The following is a 21,588-nucleotide window of genomic DNA, read 5'->3' as shown; positions in this document are numbered from 1 at the left end:
GCGCGATTAGCGGCGGTGAGCCGCCATTGAGCGTCAGGTCACGAGGAATTGCTCTGCTTCGGGGCCGGGGATGACGAGGGCGGGTTCGGCGAGCAGATCGCGGACGGCGTCCTCGATATAGACGGACATCATGGTGAGGGCGAGGTCGTTTTCGTCGGTGCCGAAGGGGTCTTCGAGCTGCGAGGCGATGGCCTCGTGGGCCATGAAGGCGTAGGCAACGAAGACCGAGAAGACGGGCGTAAAGATGCCGATGTTTTCGACGAGTCCGAACGGCAGTGCTGCGCAGAAGAAGTAGACGGTACGGTGAATCATCACCGAGTAGGCAAACGGCAGCGGCGTAGAACCGATACGCTCGCATCCGCCGATGACATCCGACAGCGAATTCAGATTGCGATCGAAGGCGAGCACGGCCATCGGGTCCAGCGCGCTTGTGCGCGACTGGCGATGGACCCATTCGCCGAGCACGAGCATGAGGGTGGTGGGACGATAACGTGAGGCCATGACGCGGTCGAGCAGCGGCGCGGGCAGGCGCGCGGCGAGGTCATCGCGCGGATCGGTTTTGCGGAGCTGATGACGCAGTGCATGGGGCAGCGCGCTTAGGGCCTGGACGAAATCTTTGACGTCTGACTGGGCGAGGGACTCGCGGGGCAGGGTGAGGACCTGGCGGGTCATGGAGCGGGCATCGTTGAGGAGTTGACCCCAGAGTTTGCGGGCTTCCCACCAGCGGTCGTAGCTGGCGTTATTGCGGAAGCCGAGGAAGACGGCGAGCGCGATACCGATGAGGGAGAAGGGGGTCGTGCTGAGGTTGACGGTGATCCTGAGGAGGTGGTCGTGGACGGCCACGGCCGCAATGGAGATGCAGAAGATCAGGAAGAGGCGCGGCAGAAGCTGCGGGAGGACTGAGCCTCGCCAGGCCAGGAGCATGCGGAACCAGTGGAGGTGGGGGCGGATGATCATTTGGCTTTGTAGGGCTTTTTTTTGACCTTCGGTCGGTGAGGGTATTATCGCTCGTGGGGTGGTTGGTTTGGTTGCCTGTGGCGGTTTGTCGTTGTTCCTACGGTGTTGGCCTTTCCTTGCTTTCTTTTTGGTTTGCTGGCGTTGCCCCTGTGCGGGGCGGCACCTACTTTTCTTTGCCGCCGCAAAGAAAAGTAGGCAAAAGAAAGCGGGCTCACACCGCTAGCCTGTAGGTGTCCTCCACTGGCGCGAACACTGAGTGGTCCGCGCACGAGACCTGCCCTCGCACCATCCCCGTTAGTGACAAGGCAGTCATCCGTTCCAGCGTTGCGCTGCGCGCCCCGCCGTCGAGAATAACTTCACCTAGCCGTGCGCCAGAAGCTTCCTCGGGCTTCGTAGGAATACTAACTATATTTGGGGGCTTCCTTCAACGGGATTGGGCGTTTCATCGGTTGGGCTCGGGGTTCGGCGATGCATGCAGCTTCAAGTCTTCCGTTGCCCCGCTTCCCCTTGCAGACCCATCCGCCACGCACATAGTGCGTGGGCGGGATGAATGAGTCCTTTGTCACTAATGCGTGTGGTGCGATGGCGCCTTTCGTGCGCGGACCACTCCGGCTTCATGCCAGTGGAGGACACCTACAGGCTAGCGGTGTGAGCCCGCTTTCTTTTGCCTACTTTTCTTTGCGGCGGCAAAGAAAAGTAGGTGCCGCCCCGCACAGGGGCAACGCAAGCAAACCAATAAGAAAGCAAGGAAAGGCCAACACCCCAAGAACAACAACCCAAACCAAGGCGCCGCAGGCAAAAACACCCCAAGCGCTTACTTGAGCGCTTCCCGAGCAACAACAACAGCCAGCCGAACCTGCTGAGGCGCAGTCCCCCCTGCATGATTCCGGCTAGCCACAGACCCTTCAAGCGTCAAATACTCAAACACATCCTCACCGATGAGGTGAGCCACATTAGGCAACTCCTGACGCATCTCATCAAGCGAAAGATCCGCCAAATCGCAATTGCGATCCACACAAACGCGCACAGCATGTGCCACCGCCTCATGCGCATCCCGGAACGGCAATCCACGCTTGACGAGATAATCAGCCAGGTCCGTAGCAGTAGAAAAACCTTGCAACGCCGCAGCCCGCATAGCCTGCGGCTTCACCGTAATCCCTGCCACCATCTCGGCAAAAATCCGCAACGTATCTGCCACCGTGTCCACGGTATCGAACAGCGGTTCTTTGTCTTCCTGGTTGTCCTTGTTATAGGCCAGCGGCTGACCCTTCATCAATGTCAGCAATGCCATCAAATGCCCGTTCACGCGACCCGTCTTGCCGCGTGCCAGTTCCGGCACGTCCGGGTTCTTCTTCTGCGGCATGATCGATGAGCCCGTGCAAAAACGGTCCGCCAGATCGATAAAGCCCACTCGCGGGCTCATCCACAACACCAGTTCTTCGGAGAGACGCGACACGTGTGTCATCACCAGCGCCGATGCCGCCGTGAATTCGATCGCGAAGTCGCGATCCGATACGGCGTCCAGCGAGTTCGCGCAAATACCGTCGAAACCCAGTGTCTTTGCCACCGCGTGACGGTCGATCGGGTAGCTCGTGCCGGCCAGTGCCGCCGCGCCCAGCGGCAGGCGGTTCACGCGCGTACGGCAGTCGCGCATGCGCTCGGCGTCGCGCGTGAACATCTCGACATACGCCAGCAAGTGATGACCGAACGTCACCGGCTGCGCCACCTGCAAGTGGGTAAAGCCCGGCATGATCGTTTCAGCATTCTGCTCGGCCAGGTCGATCAGCGCCGCGCGCAGATCCTTCAGCAGGCCGCCAATCCGGTCGATTTCGCCGCGCAGCCACAAGCGGATGTCCGTCGCCACCTGGTCGTTGCGCGAGCGGCCCGTGTGCAGGCGCTTGCCAGCGTCGCCGATCAGCGCCGTCAGGCGCGCTTCGATGTTCAGATGCACGTCTTCCAGGTCGAGTTGCCACTCGAACTCGCCGCGTTCGATTTCGCCCTTGATCTGCGCCATGCCGCGCTGGATAGCCGCCAGGTCATCCGCGCCGATGATCTTCTGCGCAGCCAGCATCGCGGCGTGCGCGAGCGAGCCTTCGATATCGACCAGCGCCAGTCGCTTGTCGAAGAAAACCGACGACGTGTAGCGTTTGACGAGATCCGACATCGGCTCGGAGAAGCGAGCCGACCAGGCTTCGCCTTTTTTATGCAGTTGGGACGTCATGGTGTTGGGCAATGAAGAACGTGCGGTGGAAAAGCTCTCGGCAGTAGAGGCGCCGCCGAAACGAACAAGACCTCGATTTTAACATCCGGCAGCGCCGCTACTCGCGCACCAGCACCACCAGCTTCAGATCTTCCCGGTGCGCCGGCTTGAACGTGATCTGGTCGTACACCACCCGTCCATCGCGCGGATGATTGAATTCGCGTCGGCCACCTTCGCGCTCGCCTACGTCCTGCGACGCCCAGAAGCGTGCGAAGGCGTCGCTCGTGCTCGTCAGCGTGTCGATCAGGCTGTGGGTGGGTGCGTCCGCCAGGTGGCGGATCGAGTCGGCGCGAAACTCGGCGGCAAGGCGCCGTGCGCGCGTCTCCCAGTCGACGATCAGCTCGCGCGCCACCGGTTCCATGAACGTGAAGCGCAACAGGTTGCGGTCGTGTGCACCATCGAGCCAGCCCACGAACAGGTCGGCCGCGCGCTCGTTCCACGCCAATGCATTCCATTGCCGGTCCAGCACGTAGGCCGGGGCGTTCACCAGTTGGACCGTTTCGATCAGCGTCGCGGGGGCATCGGCGGCGGCTGGGTCGGGCTCGGCCGGATCGCGTTGCGCCGCCAGTTCGAACAGATAGGCCCGCTCGGCGCGCGACAGTTGCAGCGCGACGGCGATTCGCGCGAGCGCCTCGGCGGACGCTGAAACCGGCCGTCCCTGCTCGATCCACGTGTACCAGGTGGGACTGACCCCGCACAGTTGCGCGACTTCCTCACGGCGCAGGCCCGGCGTGCGTCGGCGCGGACCGGGCGGCAGGCCGACCGCCTGCGGCGAGAGCCGCTCGCGGTGGGCGCGGATGAAATTACCCAAGGCGTGCGCGGGCGTCGCATCGAGCGGTGGCGGGGACGGGTGGGCGGGGGACGGCGGGCTCATCGTATCGGCAAAGGGGTGTTGTTGATACCAGAATAATCGCCTGACTTGTACTGGTACAGGCGGTCTCTATTGTAGCGGCAGGTGGCAATAGGTAGGCGGACCGTAGACACGCGTGCGTTTGCACGCAGGGCATGAGGCTGCCCGATCCGCCGTTGTGGATGTGCGCACAAAGCAAAGCGCCCCGTATTGCTGTGCAGTACGGGGCGCTTTGAGTATCCAGCTCGGTCATCCAAGGAAGCCAGCGAGAGGTTCTTCCACCAGCGGCCTGCGCCACCGGCGTCTCATCGACCCACAAGCCACTCCCTCAACCCGTATTGCGCAGCCCCGCCGCAATCCCGTTGATCGTCAGATGAATCCCGCGCCGCAGCCGCGCATTCGAATCGCCCGCACGGTGGCGCTTGAGCAGTTCCACCTGCAAGTGATTGAGCGGGTCGAGGTACGGGAAGCGGTTCTTGATTGAGCGCGCCAGCAGCGGGTTATCCGCGAGCCGTTCGTTCTTGCCGGTGATTTCGGAGAGCACCTTCGAGGTACGCTCCCACTCCGCGACGATGCGCTCGAACACGTGCTTGCGCAGCTTCTTGTCGCTCACCAGCGCGGCGTAGCGCGAGGCAACCGCGAGGTCGGTCTTTGCCAGCACCATATCCATGTTCGACAGCAGGTTCGCGAAGAATGGCCACGTCTTGTGCATCTTCTTCAGCAGTCCAAGGCGGCGAGCCCGTTCGGCTTCGGATGGTGCGCTGTCCAGATGCGCGGCTACCGCACTGCCGAAACCATACCAGCCCGTCAGCAACAGACGGCATTGCCCCCACGAGAAGCCCCATGGAATCGCCCGCAGATCTTCGATCTTGCGCTGCTTCGGATCCTGCAGTTTGCGCGACGCGGGACGGCTGCCAATGTTCAGCTCGGCGATCTCCGCAATCGGCGTCGATTCGAAGAAATATTCCTTGAAACCGGGCGTTTCGTAGACCAGCGCGCGGTATGACGCCATCGCGGCATCGGACAGTTGCTGCATGGTCTCCTCGAAGGCCGGCAGTTGCGCGGGCGTATTGCCGTGCGGCAGCAGCGATGCTTCGAGCGTCGCGGCGACCACGGTTTCGAGGTTGCGCCGGCCGATTTCCGGGTTGCCGAACTTGCTGGCAATCACTTCGCCCTGTTCGGTCAGGCGGATCTGGCCGTCTACCGTGCCCGGCGGTTGCGACAGGATAGCCTGATAGGTCGGGCCACCGCCGCGTCCGACTGTGCCTCCGCGGCCATGGAACAGGCGCAGCGTCACGCCACGTTCGTTGAAGAGCGACACCAGCGCGAGCTCAGCGCGGTATAGCTCCCAGTTTGACGTGAGGAAGCCGCCGTCCTTATTGCTGTCCGAGTAGCCGAGCATGACTTCCTGCTCGCCGCCCTGATGTTCGATCAGCGTGTCGACGCCCGGCAGCGCGATCAGATCGCGCATGATGTGTGGCGCGTTTTGCAGATCGGGAATCGTCTCGAACAGCGGGATCACCATCAGCGCGCCCTTGGCCGGCTCGTGCGCATTGCCGAGCAGCCCTTGCAGCAGGCCGGTTTCCTTTTGCAGCAGCATCACCTCCACCAGATCGCTGACCGTTTCCGTATGCGAAATGATGTAGTTGCGCACGGCGCGCGCGCCGAACTTCTCGCGCGTCACGCGGGCAGCTTCGAGCACGCCCAGCTCGCTCTTGACCAGATCCGAGTACTCGAGATACGGCGAGCGCAGCAAACGCGGCTGCGCCAGCTCGGCCAGCAGCACGCGCAGCTTGTCGGCTTCGGACAAGCTGGCGTAGTCGGCTTCGACGCCGGCGTGTTTGAGCAATTCGGCGATCACCGCTTCGTGGATGTCCGAGCTTTGCCGCAAGTCGATGCTGGCAAGGTGGAAGCCGAACACTTCGGCGGCACGCGCGAGCGGCGACAGACGCGGGCTCGCGAGCGACGCGCCGTGGTGCTCCGCGAGCGAATCGATCAGCACGTGCAGGTCGCGCACGAAGGCGTCGGAGTCTGCGTACGGTTGCGCGCGCACCGGTGCCGCACCGCGGCCGGCGCTGCGCAACGGCACGGCGCCTTCGCCGAGCCGCACGCGAGCGCTGGCCGCGAGGCGCGTGTAGATGCCGATCAGCGCGCGGCGATACGGCTCGTCGACGCGATGCGGCGACTGGTCCGGCGACGCCTTCGCCAGTTCCTTGAGCGGCTCGCTTGCGCCCGTCAGCAGGTTCGAGATCGACAGCTCGGCGCCGAGCTTGTGCACCTGTTCCAGGTAATGTTCGAAGATCACCGCTGCCTGGCGCGTGATGGCTTCTTCGAGCGTCGTTGCGGTCACGTTCGGATTGCCGTCGCGATCGCCGCCGATCCAGCTACCCATCTGGAAAAACGGCGGCAAACGGGCGTCGAGACCATGCTCGGCGAGCGCGGCTTCGATGTCGGCGTACATGGCCGGGATCTCTTCGAGGAAAGTCGCGCGGTAGTACGACAGTGCGTTCTCGATTTCATCGGCCACGGTAAGGCGTGCGTCGCGCAACATCCGTGTTTGCCACAGCGAGGTGACGCGGGCGCGCAGCATTGCCTCGTTGTGGGCACGCTCGCGCTCGGTCAGCGGCTGATCGCGCTCGGCAAGCAGGCGGGCGATGTCGTGCTGCGCGTCCAGAATGCTCTTGCGCTGCACTTCAGTGGGGTGCGCGGTCAGCACCGGTACGATCAGCGCGTCGTTGAAGAACTGCTGCAACACCGGCGTGGCGGCGGCGTTGGCCTCCATCAGACGTTCGAGCGCATAAGCGATCGTGCCGCCCTGCGAAGCCGAGCCGGCCAGCGCGTGAATCCGATGACGCCGATTGCGGTGCCGGTCTTCCGCGATGTTCGCCAGATGCGAAAAATAGCTGAATGCCCGCACGACGCTCACGGTCTGCTCGGGACTCAGCGAACGCAGCTTCTTGTCGAGCGTCTGCGCGGCGCTGCTGTCGTCTTCGCGGCGAAAGCGCACCGCCGTCTGACGGATCGTCTCGACCACGTCGAACACCTCGTCGCCTTCCTGCTCGCGTACGACATCGCCGAGCAGGCGTCCCAGATAACGGATGTCCTGGAAGAGCGGCTGGTCCTTGTCCTCGCGCGTGCGGCTGCTGGTTTTCGGTGCGGGCGGCACGGCTGTCTCTTTCGACACGTCGTGCAGCGGCGCGGCTGCGGCTGTGCCGTTGCCGGCCTTGGACTTCGAGGCTTTGCCGGCTTTCGCGCTGCCAGTGGCCTTATCGCCTTTCCCTGCTTTCGCGGCCTTACCCGTTTTCACGGCTTGCGTGCTTTTGGCAGAGCTTGCCGTATCGCGTTTGGATAAGGCGCTGGACGTGGCCGGTGCGGTAGGAACAACTGCGGGCGCACCCGCAGAACCGTTGAGCGATGCAGTGTTGCGGCGGGCAGGGCGCGCCGGTCCGGAAGACGTCACGATGGGTTTCCTCAGGGAAGCCAGGGTCTATTGAGAGATGAACTGCTGTTACTGCAACTGCGCTTCAACTACGCTTGAACTGCAGAATCTTCGGTACTGCGAGAGCAATGGCAAACACGGCCATCGGCAAATGGGAGAAGGCGGCCCCTCAGTGCTGTTGCGCGGCGCACCGCATTGCATCATCCCGCATGATGCCGTTTGACGCGCGAACGATCGTGCGTGAACGGCGACACTGCGCTATGGCTGAAATTTGCGGCGTGCCCATGCGGGCCTGTCTCCTCCAGCGGTGGCGCGCCAGCATAGCCATCTGGCCTATAAAGCAAGGCTGGAGCGCGTGCTAACATTGTTTGTTATAACCTCCCGTCATCCACCGAACTTGTAATGAATTCCGAGACGCTTTCGGCGCCACCGCCCTCCACCCTGATCATCGCTTCGCGGGAAAGCCGCCTTGCGATGTGGCAGGCAGAGCACGTACGGTGTGCGCTGCACAAATTATATCCATCTTGTGACGTAAAAATCCTCGGGATGACGACACGCGGCGATCAAATTCTCGATCGCACCTTATCGAAGGTGGGGGGGAAGGGCCTGTTCGTGAAGGAACTGGAGAACGCGCTGGCCGATGGCCGTGCCGATCTGGCGGTTCATTCGCTCAAAGACGTGCCCATGGAGCTGCCGGCGGGCTTCGAGCTGTCCACCATCATGGAGCGCGAAGATCCGCGCGACGCCTTCGTGTCGAACGCCTATGACTCGCTTGCCGCGTTGCCTGCAGGCAGCGTGGTCGGCACCTCCAGCCTGCGCCGCGAGTCGATGCTGCGTGCGCGTTATCCGCAGCTTGTCGTGCAGCCGTTGCGCGGCAACCTCGATACGCGCCTCGCGAAACTCGACCGTGGCGACTATGCGGCGATCATCCTGGCTGCGGCGGGGCTAAAGCGCCTCGGTCTGGGCGAGCGGATTCGGGCGTTGCTCGATCCCGCGGATAGTTTGCCGGCAGCCGGGCAGGGTGCGCTTGGTATCGAGATTCGCGCCGGACGGCCCGAACTCGCGGCATGGCTTGCGCCGCTGCATCACGAGCACACCGCTGCGGCAGTCGAGGCCGAGCGGATGGTGTCGCGTGCGCTCGGCGGCAGTTGCGAAGTGCCGCTCGCGGCGTACGCCACCTGGCGCGACGGCGCGCTGCATCTACGCGGCATCGTCGCGACGCCTGACGGCCAGCAGGTGCTGAGCGCCCATGCATCGGCGCCGGCGCCCACTGTCGAACGCGCGCTGCAGTTGGGCCGCGCGGTGGCGAACGCGCTCGAAGAACAAGGCGCGCTTGAAATCGTCCGCGCGCTCAGCACGGCGAGCGGTCCGGCGACCGGCACGTGATGACGGCGCAAACAGGCGGCAACTCGTCCCCCAACTCGTCTGGCAAGACGCGGTATACGGTTGTGATCACGCGTCCCGCGGGGCAGTCGACCGCGCTCGCGGCGCAACTGGACGCGGCCGGCATCGCCACGCTCGAATTCCCGCTGATCGAGATCGTGCCCGTCGAAGACGTGGCGCCGTTGCAGGCAGCGTTGGTCGCGCTCGAACGTTACGCGCTGGTGGTGTTCGTCTCGCCCAACGCCGTCGACTACGCGTTTGCGGAGTTCGACTCGATCTGGCCGCACGCGCTGCCGGTCGGTGTCGTGGGGCCGGGCAGCGTCGCGGCGCTGGCGCGTCACGGCGTCGAGGCACCGGCGTACCGCGTGATTACTCCATCGGCTGGGGCGGATGACGACGTGGCGCGCTTCGATTCGGAGGCGCTCTTCGCGGCCATCGACGCCTCGTTCGGTGCGACCTCGCTGGAAGGCAAGCGCGTGCTGATCGTGCGCGGCGACGGCGGTCGCGAATGGCTGGCCGATCGTCTGCGTGAGGGCGGCGTAGAAGTGGAAACCGTCGCAGCTTACCGGCGGCTCGTGCCGGAGCCATCCATCGGCGCCTGGAGCCGGGTGCATGAGCTGCTGGCGGGCGAACCGCATGCGTGGCTCATCACCAGTTCCGAAGGCGTGCGCAATCTCGACGAACTCGCGCACGAGCACCTGAACGCTGGCGAAATCGCTCAATTGAAGCGCGCCACGCTCGTCGCGCCGCACCCACGCATCGCGCAGACCGCGCGGGGACTGGGTTTTGATAGCATTACGGTGTCCGGTGCGGGCGATGAGCGCATTGCCCATACCTTGCTTTTAGCCGTACCTCCCGTTGTTCAACCGGTACCGACCAACCCGGCTCACTCACGCATGACTGAATCGAACGCTCCCACGAACACCTCCCCCCAGCCGGCTGCGACCGCTGCGTTGCCGCCCAATCCCCCCTTCACGCCCTACGAAGCGCAGCAGCCGCGCCGCAGCGCGGGCGGACCGCTGCTGTGGTTGGTCATCGTGATCATTGTCTGTGCGGCGGTTGCGGGCGGCATCACGCTCAACCGGAAGCTCATCAGGCTCGATCAGCAATTGACGCAACGGCAGCAGGCCAACGACGCGCAAACTGCTGCACTGAGCGTGAAGACGGACCAGGCGGTGTCGACCGTTCACGAGATCGATTCGCAGATGTCGCAACTCGAGGGCAAGCTGACCGACGCGCAGCAGGCCGAGCAGGCGCTGCAACAACAGTACGCGGACCTCGCGCGCAATCGCGACGACTGGACGCTCGCCGAAGTGGGGCAGATGCTGTCGGCCGCGAGCCAGCAGTTGCAACTGACGGGTAACACGCAACTGGCGCTGTTCGCACTGCAAAGCGCCGATACGCGACTCGCGGCCTCTGACGGCGCGCAGGTCATGGCCGTGCGCAAGGCGATTGCGGAGGACATCGACAAACTGAAGTCCGCGCCGTCGACTGATCTCACGGGTCTTGCCATCAAGCTCGACAACGCGATCGACCAGGTTGACACGTTGCCGCTGGACGGTGAAGCGCTGACCGCTCACACCGTGCCGCAGGCCACTGCGCCCGCCGATACCGCGAAGGTCGCAGCGGCCACCGGCGAGCCGCGTTGGAAGGTATGGTGGCAGGTGTTCTCGGCGGGTATCGCCCAGCAGTTGACGAGCCTCGTGCAAGTGCGTCGCATCGACAATGCGGACGCGATGCTGGTCACGCCGGATCAAGGCTATTTCCTGCGCGAGAATCTGAAACTGCGCCTGCTTTCGGCGCGCCTCGCGTTGCTTTCTCGTAACCAGACCACGCTGAAGTCGGACCTGCACGCTGCCGACGCAGCGCTCGCGCGCTACTTCGACAACGCCTCCAAACGCACGCAAACCGTGCGTGAGTTGGTGAAGGAAGTGGACGACGGCTCGGCGGCGGTGGAAGTGCCGAACCTGAACACGAGCCTGCAGGCCGTCAACCAATACCGGAGCCGGAGTTAATCATGGCGATCCGGGGACTTATCTGGCTGGCGTTGTTATTTGTCATCGCGGTGGCGTTGGCGACGGTGGGACGTTTTGATACGGGGCAGGTGCTGCTCGTCTATCCGCCGTATCGTGTGGACGTGTCGCTGAACCTGTTCGTGGTCGCGCTCGTGGTGCTGTTTATCCTCGTGTATGCGTTGCTGCGCATCGTGCGCAACATCTGGCGCATGCCGCAGCGCGTGGCTGCTTACCGGGCCCGCTCGCGAGTGGTGAAGGCGCACGCGGCGCTGCGTGATGCCATCGGCAATCTGTACGCGGGACGTTTCTCGCGTGCTGAAAAAGCGGCGCGCGACGCGCTTGCCAACGGCGACAACAAGGGTGCGGCGGGCCTTGTTGCGGCCACGGCGGCGCACCGCATGCGCGAATACGCGCGGCGCGACGAATGGCTTTCGCAGATCGATGAGGCCGACTGGCAGGACGCACGTCTGATGGCGACCGCGGACATGCGCGCGGACGGCCGCGATGCGGACGGCGCGCTGACCGCGCTCACGGAGATGCAGTCGCAAGGCGCGCGGCGGATTCATGCGCAGCAGATCATGTTGCGCGCGCAGCAGCAGTTGAAGAACTGGAGCGAAGTGCTCAAGCTCGTCAAGACGCTGGAGAAGCGCGAGGCGATTCACCCGGCTGTGGCGGTGCGTTTGCGCCAGCTCGCGGCGGAGAATCTGTTGCGCGACCGGCGTCACAATGCCGATGCGCTGCTGGAGTTGTGGCATTCGCTCTCGCCGACCGAGCGGCATTCGCCGCGCCTGGCCGATCTCGCCGCTGAACTGCTGGTGACGCTCAACCGTCCGCAGGACGCACGCAAGATCGTCGAGGAAGCGCTGGCGCAGAACTGGGACGCACGTCTGCTGCGCCGCTATCCGGACACGGCAGGTGGCGATGCGCTGCCGCTGATCCAGAAGGCCGAAGCATGGCAGAAGGAGCGTCCGGAGGATGCCGATCTGATGTTCACGCTGGGACGCCTGTGTCTGCATCAGCAGCTGTGGGGCAAGGCACAGTCGTTCCTCGAGACGGCGCTCAAGCTGGCCGACAACGAAACCCTGAAGATCCGTTCGCATCGTGCGCTGGCACGCTTGCACGAGCAGCTTGGCGACGCGGACAAGGCGAGCCAGCACTATCGGGAAAGCGCGCTCGCAATGAACGTGGTTTAACAATCCGCGGTGGGCGCTGGCCTGTTCAGGTCGCGCCCCGTTCATCTACACACAACGCCCGCCGTCCACCTCCAGGCATGTGCCGGTAATGAACTCCGCTTCATCCGATGCCAGATAGAGACAGGCATTGGCGATGTCTTGCGGCGTCGACAGGCGTCCAAGCGGAATTCCAGCCAGGAAGCGCTTGCGATTCTCGGGCGTGTCTTCGACGCCCATGAACTCGGATAGCAGGCCGGTTTCGCCCATTACCGGGTTGACGCAGTTCACGCGGATACGGTCCGGTCCCAGTTCGACGGCGAGCGACTTGCTGGCGATGATCACCGCGCCCTTGCTGCCGTTGTACCAGACGAGGCCAGGGCGGGGCCGCACGCCCGCCGTCGAGGCGATGTTGATGAACACGCCGCCGCCTTGCTCGCGGAAATACGGCACGAACGCCTGCACGCTCCAATAGATGCTCTTCACGTTGACCGCATAGACGCGGTCGAACTCGGCCTCGCTCACATCGAGGATGGGCTTGTTGCGGTGGGTCGTACCCGCATTGTTGACGACCACCTGGACGCTGCCGAAATCTTCTAGCGCGGCTTCGCGCAGACGGGTCCAGTCGTCGCTGCGGGTGACGTCGCCGGCTACCGCGATGGCCTTGCCGCCCGCCAGCGCGATTTCGCTCGCGACGCGCTCGGCTGTCGCGCCGTTCAGATCGTTCACTACCACGTTCGCGCCTTCGCGCGCGTAGGTCTTCGCAATGCCTTCGCCGAAACCCGAGCCGCCACCCGTGACGATGGCCGTTTTACCTCTCAAGCGCATGATGTCTCCGTTGTCGTTGCTGATGCGTTCCGTGCTGCATTCGTGCATTCGTGCCTGCGGTGCGTTCATTACGTTGACGGTTAGCGTGGTCGGGCCTGCAGGCCGGCTAGCCGTGCCGGATCGCGACCGTCTTCAGCACTGTAAAACCGTACAGCGCTTCAAACCCTTTTTCGCGGCCATGCCCCGAATGCTTGACGCCGCCAAACGGCAATTCGACGCCGCCTCCCGCGCCATAGTTGTTGATAAACACCTGGCCCGAGCGCACACGCCTCGCGAGCCGTAACTGGCGCCCGCCGTCGCGCGTCCAGATGCCGGCGACGAGTCCGTACAGCGTGCCGTTCGCGAGTGCCACGGCTTCGTCTTCGTCGGTGAAGGCCATCGCGGCCAGCACGGGTCCGAACACTTCTTCGCGTGCCAGACGATGGGCCGGAGGCACATCGCGCAGCAGGGTCGGTGCCTGATAGAAGCCGGTTTCCGGCGCCTCGTGAATCACCTCGCCGTGCGCTGCCATCGGAATACCGTCGTGCTGCGCATCGTCGAGAAAATCCCATACGCGCCGCTGTTGCTTCGCGCTGATGAGCGGTCCACAGTCGAGGTCCGCATGCGAGGGCCCGACACGGAGCGCATTGAACGCCGTGGCGAGCTTATCGAGCAACGGCTCGTAAATGGCCCGCTCGATCAGCACGCGGCTGCCCGCCGAACAGGTCTGCCCAGCGTTCTGCACGATAGCGGACACCAGCACAGGGACCGCGGCGTGGAGATCGGCATCGGCGAACACGATTTGCGGTGACTTGCCGCCCAGTTCCAAGGTGACGGGCACGTGGTTTTCCGCGGCCATCTGCGTGACGGCCTTGCCTGTCTGCGGCGAGCCGGTAAACGAGATGTGGTCGATCCCGGCGTGGCGCGCGAGCGCGGCGCCCGCCTCGTGGCCGTAGCCCGTGACGATATTTAGCGCGCCGGCCGGCAAGCCGGCTTCGGCAGCCAGCTCGGCGACGCGTAGCACCGACAGGCAAGCGTCCTCAGCGGGCTTGACGACGCACGCGTTGCCTGTCGCGAGCGCCGCGCCGACGCTGCGGCCGAAAATCTGCATCGGGTAATTCCACGGCACGATGTGGCCGGTCACACCGTGCGGTTCGCGCACCGTGAAAACCGTGTAGCCGTTCTGATAGGGAAGTGTCTCGCCGTGCAGCTTGTCGGCGGCGCCCGCGTAAAACTCGAAGTAGCGGGCCAGTGCTGTCGCGTCTGCGCGCGCCTGGCGCAATGGTTTGCCGGTGTCGCGCGCTTCGAGTTGCGCGAGCTCTTCGTGATTCGCGGCCACCAGCGTGGATAGCCGGTACAGCACCCGTCCCCGGTCGGCTGCGCTGGTGGCGCCCCATGCGCCATCGAAGGCTTTGCGCGCGGCCTGCACGGCGGCATCGATATCCGCGGCGCTGCCACGGGCTAACTGCGTGAACGGCTGTCCGTCCGAGGGATCGAGCACAGGAATCGTCTCGCCGCCGGCAGGGGCGACCCATTCGCTGCCGATGAAGTGTTTGGCTTCTTCCATGCATGCTCCTGGCTGAAAAGTCTTGGAACGGCTTCTGACGCGCCCGTGGCCGCGGTTGCGGTCACGGCTGCAATCATTGCTGCAAGTGCGACTTCGTCTGCGTCCGAAAGCACGGTTCCAACGATTATCGCGCCGATCGTCACGGAGGTGCCATCGGCCGATTGGCTATAATGGCGTATTCCGCACTTCCGGTCCGCTGTGCCGCGTCCGATCCAGGTCAGACGCCGTATCGCGCGCCGTGTTCCGAATTTCATCCTGTTCAGAGAGCGCTCATGAGCTTCAATCACGTACCCGCAGGCAAAGACCTTCCGCAAGATTTCAACGTCATCATCGAAATCCCGGCGCAAAGCGATCCGGTGAAGTACGAGGCAGACAAGGATCTGGGCCTGCTCGTCGTCGACCGTTTCATCAGCACGGGTATGCGCTATCCGGCTAACTACGGCTTCATTCCGCAAACGCTGTCGGGCGACGGCGACCCGGTCGACGTGCTGGTGATCACGCCGTTTCCGCTGCTGGCCGGCTCGGTGGTGCGCGCGCGCGCGCTCGGCATGCTGCAGATGACGGACGAATCGGGCGTCGACGCCAAGCTGATCGCCGTGCCGCACGACAAGGTCTGCCCGATGACGGCAACCCTGAAGTCGATTGACGACGTGCCGTCGTACCTGAAAGACCAGATCAAGCACTTCTTCGAGCAATACAAGGCGCTCGAAAAGGGCAAGTGGGTGAAGGTCGAAGGCTGGGCGGATGTCGAAGCCGCCCACAAGGAAATCACGGAAGGCGTGGCGAACTACAAGAAGTAAGCTGGTTCGAGCATCCCGGTGTTAAAAAACCGCGTTGACCCGAGAGGGCGGCGCGGTTTTTTCATGGGAGTATGTTTTAGCGCAATCATCTGCACACTGATCTGAAGCCGCTGGCGATTTCAGCCAAGATATACTTTACCGATGGTGAAGCGCAGAAAAACCAACTCTCCGAGCGATCAATACCCGATGCACAATCGGGCCTCAATGCTCGGGAAACGAGCGCCAGTTGGACCGCCTCGGCGGACGTTTGGCTTTCCCGCGACGGTGACGCATCCGCTTTTTGTCTGGACTGACGACAAAGTACTGAAGCAGCATCCGTCTTATCAGAGTGCAAAAGCCGGTGATGCGGACGCGGCAATTGCTCTTGTTTCCGATATCGCAGGCCCGCTATTGCGGGATGTCATATCCCGTATGGATGCTGGAACGCTGCCAGTCGACGTGATCTTTGTGGCTCCGCATGCGCGAGAAGCCAGGGGCGACAACGCGATACCGCAGGTTCTCGCTACGATGCTAGCCATCGCCGGCGGCGTAGTGGATGAGGACATTGTGCAGACAACGAAGGTCTATCACACCGGGGCGGATCCGATGGAGCGCCTGAACGCACGCGCCTCGTTTCACGGCGTCGTGTTTCGGGGAAGTGACTACGTTCTGGTCGACGACGTCATGACGCTTGGCGGAACGCTTTGCGATCTTGCAGACCATATACGGCGTGGTGGCGGGAACGTCGTCGCGGCGGCCGTCCTGGTCAGCGCTAGTCGGTCGTAGGCTGTATCCAGTCCAAAAGACGGTGCAACGCTTAGAGAAGGAGTTTGGCCATGACATCCGTGAAACCTTTGGGATCGAGCCGGTTGCGCTCACGGCCGACGAAGCACAGTACCTCCTCGGGTTCCGTAGTGCTGAGGAAATCAGAGGTCGCAGTGCTAAAGCGCGGGAAAAAACAGATCTCCGACTCCGCGCAAAAGGCGTTTTCATCCCTCAAGCAGAAGGTGGACGCCGACAGAGGGCGCCGCTAAGGCGGCACAAGGTACCCTTCCCTGGTGCCAGCGCAGTATCAAACATCAGCTCTTGGGTTGGCAAGCATAAAAGGTAGGGTCCCGCTACGCTTCGCTTCCTGATTTATCGGACTGTTCCTCAGCGATGCTTGCTGGCACCACCGATTCCAGCGTACGAACCCCCGCCGCCAACGCACGTTTCTCCACCGCCGTCAGCCGTTTGACGAAGTACTCCGCGCGCGACGCGCTGGACCGATCCGCCAGTTCAAACGAAGCGAGTACATGCAGCGGCTTGCGCGAGCGCGTATAGCGCGCCCCTGTGCCGCTCACATGTTTGTCGAAGCGCGCCTGCACATCGATGGCGATGCCGGTATAGACGCTACCATCCGCGCATTCGATCAGATAAAGAAACCACGGCATGGCGATACGCTAGCTCTTGAACGGGTTGTGATCACGCAACTCATCGACGTATGCGTGAATGCTGTTCGTCTCGTTGTCGAGAAAGCGCGCCACGGCATCGGAGAAGGCTGGATGGGCGAGCCAGTGCGTCGAGCGGGTGACGGTAGGCAGGAAACCGCGCGCCATCTTGTGCTCGCCTTGCGCGCCACCCTCGAACACCGCGAGTTTCTCTTCGATGCAAAACTCGAGCGGCTGATAGTAAGCGGTCTCGAAGTGCAGGCACGGCACATGTTCGAGCGCACCCCAATAACGGCCATACAGCGTGCCGCCAGTCTTTTCGTCGCGCTGATACACCACGAGAGAACTGGCGATCGGCTTGCCATCGTATTCCGCGATCACCAGCAGCAGGTTCTCGGGCATCGTCGCGCCAATCGTGCGGAAAAACTCGAGATTCAGATATGGACTCGAAAAGTGCTCGCGGTAAGTCTGCCGGTAGCACTTTGAGAAAAACCGCCAGTCGGCATCCGTAGCATCTTCGCCGCGCACCCGACGCATCGTGATGCCCGCCTCACGCACCTTGCGGCGCTCGGCGCGAATGTTCTTGCGCTTCTTCTGCTCGAGCGTCGCGAGGAATTCCTCGAAGTCGCGGTAGCCGTTGTTGAGCCAGTGAAACTGCACGCCTTCGCGCTGCATCATGCCGAGGCCGGTCAGCGTTTCGGCTTCGGTTGCGGTAGGAAACAGCACGTGCAGCGACGACACGTCCGCCTGTTCGGCAAACGCCATCAGCGTGGCCGCCAGGTGGCGCAGTGCGTGCGCATCCACGGACAGCAGCCGGTTGCCCTGCACAGGCGTGAACGGCACGGCGCACAGGAGCTTCGGATAGTAGTCGAGGCCGTTGCGCTTGTAGGCGTCGGCCCATGCCCAATCGAACACGTACTCGCCGTACGAGTGCCCCTTCAGATACACAGGCGCGGCGGCCGCGAGCCGTCCCGTGCGCGGGTCGGTCAGCGTGACGAACTGCGTACCCCACCCGGTCTCGTCCACGGCAGAGCGGCTCGTATGCAGCGCGCTCAGGAACTCATGCCGCAGAAACGGCGTGGGTTGTGCCTGCTGGGCGAGGAGGGCGTTCCACTCGGCGGGGTCCACCTCGGAGGGCGAGGCCAGAATGCCCGTGCGATAATCAAAACGTTGCTGGTTCAATCTGTTTGACTGTTCCTGATCTGAGCGATCCTCCGCGTCTGGCGGAGCATCGCTCGTTTGTCCGTGTTGGTACGTTTTTGCGACTTTGTCTGTTTCGTCGAGCCACCTGGCCGATGCAACCGGCAAGCTACGCGGCTTGCCCCTGATCCTGCCATGAAGACCCGAATCGCTCTTGCTCAAATCAATGTCACCGTCGGCGACTTCGCCGGCAACGTCGCGAAAGTCGTCGATGCAGCACGCGCTGCGCACAACGATGGTGCGAAGCTGCTCGTCGCTCCCGAACTTGCGCTTTCCGGCTACCCACCCGAAGACCTGCTGCTGCGCCCGGCCTTCTATGCCGCCAGTGCCGCCGCGCTTGCCGATCTCGCCGAACAACTGAAGCCGTTCGCCGGCCTGCACGTGGTGGTCGGTCATCCGCACCGCGACGCCGCGCACGGCCATGGTAAAGCAAACGCGCCAATCGAGCGCGGCGTGCCGCCAGTCGATACCTTTAACGCGGCCTCGCTGATCGTCGACGGCAAGGTGGTCGGTACTTACCTGAAGCAGGAACTGCCCAACAGCGAAGTGTTCGACGAGAAGCGTTACTTTGCCGCGGACCCTCGGCCGCTCGTGTTCGAACTCGACGGCGTCAAATACGGCGTGGTGATCTGCGAAGACGTCTGGCATGCGCCGGCGGCCCAGCAGGCCAAAGCGGCGGGCGCCCAGGTGCTGCTGATTCCGAACGGCTCGCCGTATCACCTCAACAAGGAAGCCGTGCGGGTCGACATCCTGCGGGCGCGTATCCGCGAGACCGGTTTGCCGATGGTCTACGTGAACATGGTGGGCGCGCAGGACGAACTGGTGTTCGACGGCGGCTCGTTCGTGCTCGACGGCAACGGCGAGCTGGTCGCGAAGATGGCGCAGTTCGAGGAAGGCAACGCGATCGTCGAATTCGATGGCGCGCGCCCTGTGCCCACTACCGTTGCGCCCGAGCTGTCGCTGGAAGCGCAGGTGTATGCGGCGCTCGTGATGGGTGTGCGCGACTACATCAACAAGAACGGCTTTCCGGGGGCGCTCATCGGTCTGTCGGGCGGCGTGGATTCGGCGCTGGTGCTGGCCGTCGCCTGCGACGCGCTCGGCGCCGAGCGGGTGCGCGCCGTGATGATGCCGTCGCGCTACACGGCAGATATCTCGACGACGGATGCCGCCGAGATGGCGCGCCGGGTCGGCGTGCGCTACGACGAGATCGCGATTGCGCCGATGTTCGATGCATTCCGCACATCGCTCGCCGAAGAGTTCGCCGGCCGCGCCGAAGACGCCACCGAGGAAAACATCCAGGCACGGATTCGCGGCACGCTGCTGATGGCGCTGTCGAACAAGTTCGGTTCGATCGTGCTGACCACCGGCAACAAGAGCGAGATGGCGGTGGGCTATTGCACGTTGTACGGCGACATGGCCGGTGGCTTCGCGGTGATCAAGGACATCGCCAAGACGCTGGTCTACCGTCTGTGCCATTACCGCAACGCTGCTACCACATTCCCCAGGCAGGACGTCATCCCGGAGCGGATCCTGACGCGCGCACCCTCCGCTGAACTGCGCGAGAACCAGACCGATCAGGACAGCCTGCCGCCATATGAAGTGCTCGACGCCATCATGCGCATGTATATGGAGGAGGATCACTCGCTGGCCGAGATCATCGCGGCCGGCTATGCGGTGGATGACGTGAAGCGGGTCACGCGCCTCATCAAGATCAACGAATACAAGCGCCGCCAGGCGCCGATCGGCATTCGCGTGACGCATCGCGCGTTCGGCCGCGACTGGCGCTATCCGATCACGTCGCGCTATACCGAACCGGTGGAATAAACGAAGCCCGGCGCCGCGGCCTGAATCGCGGCGCGGACGCGGCACGCGCTGGAATGGCCGCAATCCATCCGGCGCGGCGTAGAATCGGAGCTATCGATTTCCTTTCACCCTAACGAACTATTCGCTCAAGAGACGAGGTACACCATGAAGCGCATCACTGCAGTCATCAAACCGTTCAAGCTCGACGAAGTCCGCGAAGCACTTGCCGAAGTCGGTCTCACTGGCCTGACGGTGACCGAAGTCAAAGGCTTCGGGCGCCAGAAGGGTCACACGGAACTGTATCGCGGCGCCGAATACGTGGTCGACTTCCTGCCCAAAGTGAAGATCGAAGTGGTGGTGGCGAACGACCAGTGCGATCAGGTGATCGACGCGATCATCGGCGCGGCGCGCACTGGCAAGATCGGCGACGGCAAGATCTTCGTGGCCGAGGTGGAGCGGGTCATCCGCATTCGCACCGGTGAGGAAAACGAAGCAGCAGTCTGAGGGGTTTAAGGTCTTCTAGCGATCTCAGGCAAGAACAAGGCAACGCAAACACGTGCAGCGGTCGCAGAACCGCTCGCACCAATAAAAAACGGTGCAATACCCTTTCGGACATCGCACCGATACGCGCCTCTCGCAGCAGCGTGAAAAAGTTTCTAAATCTAGATCTCGGAGCTACACCGTTCGATTAGAACGAGTGTTGAATACCTGCATACACGCCCGATTGGCTGTGGCCATGAGTCGGGTTTTCGTTGTACGAAACCGAGCTTCCCGAACCGCTGTCGCCGCCGTTGCCTGCTGCGTTGGCATCGAGACCGAAGTTAGCCGTCTTGCTGTTACGCACGGTAGCGATCTGGATGTCGAGCAACGTACGCTTGGACAGGTTGTACGAACCACCAATCGTGTAGATGTTCGCGTTGCCTGCACCGTTGTTCGCGTTGACGTGATACACGGCTGCGATCAGCGCTGCTGCCGGCGTCGCTTGCCACGTCACGCCGCCCCATTCCTGGTCGGTCGTCGTCGGCGTGCCGATAGGTACACCGGTTTCGCCCGAAGTACGTGCGCCCTGGTACACAGCCTGAATCTTGAACTGGCCGAGGAACACGTTGACGCCAGCGAAGTACTCGCGACCGTAGTTGAACGGACCGTTCGGAGCGCCTGCGGTCGGATCGCCGAGGCTACCGTTGATGTTGTTGCGGATTTCGTCATACAGGCCACGAACCTGGAACAGCGAGTTCGTGTAGGTCAACTGCAGACCGTCTTCACGCCCTTGTGCCGAACCATTGCCGCCGTTGAACGACGTCGAGTTCGAGAAGGCGTATTGGCCGTACACGTCAAAGCCGTAGAACTTCGGCGACTGGTACGAAATGTTGTTGCTCGACTGCGGCCAGTTGCGGCCACGGACCAGCGACGCCGACGACCAGTTCGATTGACCGAACGGGTCGAAGTCCCACACGCCATTGGAGATGAACAGTTCACGGCCGAGCAGGAAGGTACCGAACTGGTCGTTCGCCACACCGACTGTCGCCCAGCGATTCCAGATGGAGCCGGAGGAGCCGAGTGCGCCGGTCGCCGTGCTGAAGGAGCCTTCCAACTGGAAGAGAACCTTATTGCCGCCACCGATGTCTTCGACGCCCTTCATACCCCACAGGCTCGTGCCCCAGTCGCCGCTCTCAAGGCGAACACGCGAGGTGGAACCCGTGTAATTGGCATTCGGAAGGCCGCTGATGTATTCGACACCCGCGTCCAGACGACCGTACAGCGTGACGCTGCTTTGTGCGTGAGCAACTACACCGGCCGACATCAACGCCGCGGCGAGTAATGCTTTCTTCATCTTCTCCTCCATACCCTGTCAAAAGAAAAACCCAGTACTGCGAATGGTGTCCGGACGCCATAGGCGCCGAACAGAAATCCGTACCAGGGAGACGG

Annotated in this window: 15 protein-coding genes and 1 pseudogene; 7 read left to right on the top strand and 9 right to left on the bottom strand. The window is 63.0% G+C overall.

The annotated features are described in order from the left end of the window. Positions 1–33: 33 nt before the first annotated feature. The 4 genes from BUS06_RS17945 to ppc form a co-directional block, all read right to left on the bottom strand. Positions 34–957, bottom strand: a complete 924-nt coding sequence (locus BUS06_RS17945; protein ID WP_074265481.1) for a bestrophin family protein — start codon at positions 955–957, stop codon at positions 34–36. Positions 958–1,771: 814 nt separating this feature from the next. Further along, positions 1,772–3,178 carry an argininosuccinate lyase gene (gene argH / locus BUS06_RS17940; RefSeq protein ID WP_074265480.1) on the bottom strand — a complete coding sequence of 469 codons (1,407 nt, stop codon included), beginning with the start codon at positions 3,176–3,178 and terminating at the stop codon, positions 1,772–1,774. Between the two features lie 97 nt (positions 3,179–3,275). Beyond that, entirely contained in the window at positions 3,276–4,091 is an 816-nt protein-coding gene (locus BUS06_RS17935) for a helix-turn-helix transcriptional regulator (RefSeq protein ID WP_074265479.1), read from the bottom strand. Between the two features lie 304 nt (positions 4,092–4,395). Continuing rightward, positions 4,396–7,527, bottom strand: a complete 3,132-nt coding sequence (gene ppc / locus BUS06_RS17930) for a phosphoenolpyruvate carboxylase (protein ID WP_074265478.1) — start codon at positions 7,525–7,527, stop codon at positions 4,396–4,398. A gap of 381 nt (positions 7,528–7,908) precedes the next feature. Between ppc and hemC the strand changes: the two genes are divergently transcribed. Genes hemC through BUS06_RS17915 form a run of 3 tightly spaced genes read left to right on the top strand, consistent with a single transcriptional unit; the run spans position 7,909 to position 12,097 of the window. Next, positions 7,909–8,892 (top strand): hydroxymethylbilane synthase, encoded by a 984-nt coding sequence (gene hemC, locus BUS06_RS17925; protein ID WP_074265477.1) that lies wholly within the window; start codon positions 7,909–7,911, stop codon positions 8,890–8,892. Further along, positions 8,892–10,904, top strand: coding sequence for a fused uroporphyrinogen-III synthase HemD/membrane protein HemX (gene hemDX, locus BUS06_RS17920; RefSeq protein WP_074265476.1), 2,013 nt, complete (start codon positions 8,892–8,894; stop codon positions 10,902–10,904). Before hemC ends, hemDX begins: the two co-directional genes overlap by 1 nt. A 2-nt stretch (positions 10,905–10,906) precedes the next feature. Then, positions 10,907–12,097, top strand: coding sequence for a heme biosynthesis protein HemY (locus tag BUS06_RS17915; RefSeq protein WP_074265475.1), 1,191 nt, complete (start codon positions 10,907–10,909; stop codon positions 12,095–12,097). 45 nt (positions 12,098–12,142) lie between these two features. Here the strand turns inward: BUS06_RS17915 and BUS06_RS17910 are convergent, their stop codons facing one another. Both BUS06_RS17910 and BUS06_RS17905 read right to left on the bottom strand, forming a co-directional pair. Continuing rightward, positions 12,143–12,901, bottom strand: a complete 759-nt coding sequence (locus tag BUS06_RS17910) for an SDR family oxidoreductase (protein WP_074266169.1) — start codon at positions 12,899–12,901, stop codon at positions 12,143–12,145. A 106-nt stretch (positions 12,902–13,007) separates the two neighbouring features. Continuing rightward, positions 13,008–14,447, bottom strand: coding sequence for an aldehyde dehydrogenase family protein (locus BUS06_RS17905; RefSeq protein WP_074265474.1), 1,440 nt, complete (start codon positions 14,445–14,447; stop codon positions 13,008–13,010). A 272-nt stretch (positions 14,448–14,719) separates the two neighbouring features. Here BUS06_RS17905 and ppa point away from each other — a divergent pair, with 272 nt between their 5' ends. Next, positions 14,720–15,247, top strand: a complete 528-nt coding sequence (gene ppa, locus BUS06_RS17900; protein ID WP_074266168.1) for an inorganic diphosphatase — start codon at positions 14,720–14,722, stop codon at positions 15,245–15,247. A gap of 264 nt (positions 15,248–15,511) precedes the next feature. After that, positions 15,512–16,012, top strand: a complete 501-nt coding sequence (locus BUS06_RS38185) for a phosphoribosyltransferase family protein (protein ID WP_254368868.1) — start codon at positions 15,512–15,514, stop codon at positions 16,010–16,012. 335 nt (positions 16,013–16,347) lie between these two features. Here the strand turns inward: BUS06_RS38185 and BUS06_RS17890 are convergent. After that, a pseudogene (locus tag BUS06_RS17890) lies at positions 16,348–16,659 on the bottom strand (GIY-YIG nuclease family protein); the annotation flags it as partial. 9 nt (positions 16,660–16,668) lie between these two features. After that, entirely contained in the window at positions 16,669–17,838 is a 1,170-nt protein-coding gene (locus BUS06_RS17885) for a GNAT family N-acetyltransferase (protein WP_074265472.1), read from the bottom strand. Between the two features lie 153 nt (positions 17,839–17,991). On the opposite strand from BUS06_RS17885, the gene BUS06_RS17880 reads away from it, so the two are divergent. Further along, the gene (locus tag BUS06_RS17880) at positions 17,992–19,680 is read left to right on the top strand and encodes an NAD+ synthase (RefSeq protein WP_074265471.1); all 1,689 of its coding nucleotides are present in this window, start codon (positions 17,992–17,994) and stop codon (positions 19,678–19,680) included. Positions 19,681–19,824: 144 nt separating this feature from the next. Then, positions 19,825–20,163: a P-II family nitrogen regulator gene (gene glnK, locus BUS06_RS17875; RefSeq protein ID WP_074265470.1), complete on the top strand. Its 339-nt coding sequence runs from the start codon at positions 19,825–19,827 to the stop codon at positions 20,161–20,163. Between the two features lie 184 nt (positions 20,164–20,347). On the opposite strand, the gene BUS06_RS17870 is transcribed toward glnK, so the two are convergent. Next, a complete protein-coding gene (locus BUS06_RS17870) occupies positions 20,348–21,493 on the bottom strand; it encodes a porin (protein ID WP_074265469.1) in 1,146 nt (381 codons plus the stop codon). Positions 21,494–21,588 lie beyond the last annotated feature (95 nt).

The organism is Paraburkholderia phenazinium, assembly GCF_900141745.1.
GTDB lineage: Bacteria > Pseudomonadota > Gammaproteobacteria > Burkholderiales > Burkholderiaceae > Paraburkholderia > Paraburkholderia phenazinium_B.
Note: the sequence above shows the minus strand (reverse complement) of the source record. Positions and strands in the feature narration are given on the sequence as shown.

Excerpts from the sequence above, each read along its gene's own strand:
- BUS06_RS17915 (WP_074265475.1), top strand. The coding sequence starts at position 10,907 with ATGGCGATCCGGGGACTTATCTGGCTGGCGTTGTTATTTGTCATCGCG.
- hemC (WP_074265477.1), top strand. The coding sequence starts at position 7,909 with ATGAATTCCGAGACGCTTTCGGCGCCACCGCCCTCCACCCTGATCATC.
- BUS06_RS17880 (WP_074265471.1), top strand. The coding sequence starts at position 17,992 with ATGAAGACCCGAATCGCTCTTGCTCAAATCAATGTCACCGTCGGCGAC.
- ppa (WP_074266168.1), top strand. The coding sequence starts at position 14,720 with ATGAGCTTCAATCACGTACCCGCAGGCAAAGACCTTCCGCAAGATTTC.
- BUS06_RS17870 (WP_074265469.1), bottom strand. The coding sequence starts at position 21,493 with ATGAAGAAAGCATTACTCGCCGCGGCGTTGATGTCGGCCGGTGTAGTT.
- BUS06_RS17945 (WP_074265481.1), bottom strand. The coding sequence starts at position 957 with ATGATCATCCGCCCCCACCTCCACTGGTTCCGCATGCTCCTGGCCTGG.
- BUS06_RS17910 (WP_074266169.1), bottom strand. The coding sequence starts at position 12,901 with ATGCGCTTGAGAGGTAAAACGGCCATCGTCACGGGTGGCGGCTCGGGT.
- hemDX (WP_074265476.1), top strand. The coding sequence starts at position 8,892 with ATGACGGCGCAAACAGGCGGCAACTCGTCCCCCAACTCGTCTGGCAAG.
- BUS06_RS17905 (WP_074265474.1), bottom strand. The coding sequence starts at position 14,447 with ATGGAAGAAGCCAAACACTTCATCGGCAGCGAATGGGTCGCCCCTGCC.
- glnK (WP_074265470.1), top strand. The coding sequence starts at position 19,825 with ATGAAGCGCATCACTGCAGTCATCAAACCGTTCAAGCTCGACGAAGTC.
- BUS06_RS17935 (WP_074265479.1), bottom strand. The coding sequence starts at position 4,091 with ATGAGCCCGCCGTCCCCCGCCCACCCGTCCCCGCCACCGCTCGATGCG.
- argH (WP_074265480.1), bottom strand. The coding sequence starts at position 3,178 with ATGACGTCCCAACTGCATAAAAAAGGCGAAGCCTGGTCGGCTCGCTTC.